Genomic DNA, 3,541 nt, shown 5'->3' on the forward strand with positions numbered 1-3,541 from the left:
TGGCCAGCGACAACCGACCGGTGAACACCACCCCGTCCGAATCCGGCAGCTCAACCGCCGCACCCAGCAACGGATGGCCCGCCGCACCGAGACCGGCCGACGCGACATCGCCCTGCGAACGACCCGCGTCCAGCCAGTAGGCGGAGCGCTGGAAAGCGTAGGTCGGCAGGTCGACGCGCTGAGGGCTCTCGGGCCCGAAGTACGTCTGCCAGTCGACGGCGACGCCACGCACATGAGCGGTCGCGGCTGCCGTGAGCAGCGTCTCCGCCTCCGGCCTGCCGTTCCTCAGGGCCGGGGCGAGGGCGGCGCCCTCGCCGGTCAGGCACTCCTGGGCCATGGCGGAGAGGACTCCGTCGGGGCCGAGTTCGAGGTACGTGGTGACGCCCGCGGCCTCCAGGGCGCGGACGCCGTCGAGGAAGCGCACGGCCTCACGGACGTGCCGCACCCAGAAGTCCGCCGACGCCATCTCGTCCGTGACCAGGGCACCGGTCAGGTTCGACACCACCGGGATGGCCGGGGCCGCGAACGACAGCCCCGACACCACCTCACGGAACGCCTCCAGCATCCCGTCCATGTGCGGCGAATGAAACGCATGACTGACCGCCAGACGCCTCGACTTCCGCCCCTCGAACGACTCCACGATCGCCGTCGCGGCGTCCTCGTCACCCGCGATCACCACCGACCGCGGCCCGTTCACCGCCGCGACACTCACCCGCTCCGTCAGCAACGGCAGGACCTCGTCCTCCGACGCCTCCAGCGCGACCATCACGCCACCCGCCGGCAGCGCCTGCATCAACCGCCCACGCGCCGCCACCAGCACACACGCATCATCCAGCGACAACACCCCCGCCACATGCGCAGCAGCGATCTCACCCACCGAATGACCGGACACGAAGTCCGGCCTCACACCCCACGACTCCAGCAGCCGGAACAGCGCCACCTCCACCGCGAACAACGCCGGCTGCGCGAACTCCGTACGATCCAACGCCTCCGCGTCATCACCGAACAACACACCCAGCCCAAGCCGCTCACCCACCGCATCCAGGGCCTCGGCGAACACCGGATAAGCGCCGTACAACTCACGCCCCATGCCGAGCCGCTGGCTGCCCTGCCCCGTGAAGAGGAAGGCGAGCTTGCCGGCACCGGCGGCACCCCGCGTCACCGGTCCCGTCGTGGCGTCCGCCGCCAGGGCGGCCAGGCCGCGCAGCAGCTCGTCCCGGTCCGCCGCCACGACCACCGCGCGCTGCTCGAACACGGCACGGGTGGTGGCGAGGGAGTGGCCGATGTCGGCGGGGCGGGCGTCGGGGTGGGCCTCGACGTGGGCGTGCAGGGCGCCGGCCTGGGCGCGCAGGGCCTCGGGCGTCCGCGCGGAGAGGAGCCACGGAACGGCGCGCACGGAGGGTGCGTTCCCGGCCGCAACCGGGACCGGCGCGGTGTCGGGGGCCTGCTCGATGATGGCGTGTGCGTTGGTGCCGCTCATGCCGAACGACGAGACGCCGGCGCGGCGCGGGCGGCCGGTCTCGGGCCAGTCCATCCGCTCGGTCAGCAGGGAGACCGCGCCCTCGGACCAGTCCACGTGCGGGCTGGGCTCGTCCACGTGGAGGGTCTGCGGCAGCACGCCGTGGCGCATCGCCATGACCATCTTGATGATGCCCGCGACGCCGGCCGCGGCCTGCGTGTGGCCGAAGTTGGACTTGACCGAGCCCAGCCACAGCGGCTGGTCCTCGGTCTTGTCACGCCCGTAGGTGGCCAGGAGCGCCTGCGCCTCGATCGGGTCGCCCAGCGTCGTGCCCGTGCCGTGCGCCTCGACCGCGTCGACGTCCGCGGCGGTCAGGCCGGCGTTCGCCAGCGCGGCGCGGATGACCCGCTGCTGCGAGGGCCCGTGGGGGGCGGTGAGGCCGTTGCTGGCGCCGTCCTGGTTGACCGCGGAGCCTCGGACGACCGCGAGGACCGGGTGGCCGTTGCGGCGGGCGTCGGACAGCCGCTCCACCAGCAGCATGCCGGCGCCCTCGCCCCACGCGGTGCCGTCGGCGGCGGCCGCGAACGGCTTGCAGCGGCCGTCGGGGGCCAGGCCGCGCTGGCGGCTGAACTCGGTGAAGACGTCGGGGGTGGTGATGATGGTGACGCCGCCGGCCAGGGCGAGCGTGCACTCGCCGTTGCGCAGGGCCTGCGCGGCGAGGTGCAGGGCGACGAGCGACGACGAGCAGGCGGTGTCGACGGTGACGGCGGGGCCCTCGAAGCCGAAGGTGTAGGAGACGCGGCCGGAGGCGATGCTGCTGGAGCCGCCGGTGCCGAGGTAGCCCTCGACGCCTTCGGGGACGGTGTTCAGCCGGGAGACGTAGTCGTTGTGCATCTGGCCGACGAACACGCCGACCTGGCGGCCGCGCAGGTCGCCCGGGTCGATGCCGGCCCGTTCGAACGCCTCCCAGGACGTCTCCAGCAGCAGGCGCTGCTGGGGGTCCATGGCCAGGGCCTCGCGCGGGTTGATCCCGAAGAAGGCCGGGTCGAAGTGGTGGGCGTCGTAGAAGAAGCCGCCTTCGCGGGCATAGGAGGTGCCGGGGCTGTCGGGGTCGGGGTTGTACAGGGCGTCGAGGTCCCAGCCGCGGTCGGTGGGGAGGTGGCCGATGCCGTCGCGGCCGTCGGCGAGCAGGCTCCAGAGGTCCTCGGGGGTGCGGACGTCGCCGGGGAAGCGGCAGCTCATGGCGACGATCGCGATGGGGTCGTCGGCCTCGGCGGCGGTCGCGGCCCGGGTGGGTACGGCGGCGGCAGCGGCGACCGCGGCCTGCGAGCCGAGGAGTTCGTCCTTGAGGTAGCCGGCGAGCACGCTCGGCGTCGGGTAGTCGAAGACGAGGGTGGCGGGCAGGCGTACGCCGGCGGTCGCGCCGAGCCGGTTGCGGAACTCGACGGCCGTCAGCGAGTCGAAGCCGAGGTCCTTGAAAGCGCGCGTGGGTTCGACGGCGTCCGGAGTGGCGTGCCCGAGGACGGCGGCGACCTGGCCGCGGACGAGGTCGAGCAGGAGGGCGTCGCGTTCGCCGTCGGGCAGGCGGACGAGCCGGTCGACGAGCGGCGTGCCGCCACCGGCCGCCGGTGCCCCGACGGCGCGGCGGGTGGTGGTGCGGACCAGGCCGCGCAGGAGGTTGGGCACCATGCTCGCGTCGGCCCGGCGCAGCGGCGCCAGGTCGAGGTGCATGGGGAGGAGGAGGGCGTCGCCGGTGCCGCGGGCGGTGTCGAGGAGGGCCAGGCCCTCGTCGGAGGACAGGCCGAGGACCCCGGAGCGGGTCATGCGGTCCTTGTCGGCCGAGTCGAGTTCGCCGGTCATGCCGCTGGCCTCGGCCCACAGGCCCCAGGCCAGGGAGGTTCCGGCGAGGCCGTGGGCCTGCCGGTGGCGGGCGAGTGCGTCGAGGAAGGCGTTGGCGGCGGCGTAGTTGGCCTGGCCCGCGCCGCCGAAGGTGCCGGCGGCGGAGGAGAAGAGGACGAAGTCGGCGAGGTCGAGGTGCCGGGTGAGGTCGTGCAGGTGGAGGGCCGCGTCCACCTTGGGACG

General features: G+C 73.8%; 1 protein-coding gene. It reads right to left on the reverse strand.

Annotated features, from left to right (window positions below):
- Positions 1–3,541: beta-ketoacyl synthase N-terminal-like domain-containing protein (locus ACP4J0_RS38240; protein ID WP_426604020.1), on the reverse strand; the 3,541-nt coding region annotated here is incomplete at both ends.

Source organism: Streptomyces sp. WG7 (assembly GCF_049975785.1).
Taxonomy (GTDB): domain Bacteria; phylum Actinomycetota; class Actinomycetes; order Streptomycetales; family Streptomycetaceae; genus Streptomyces.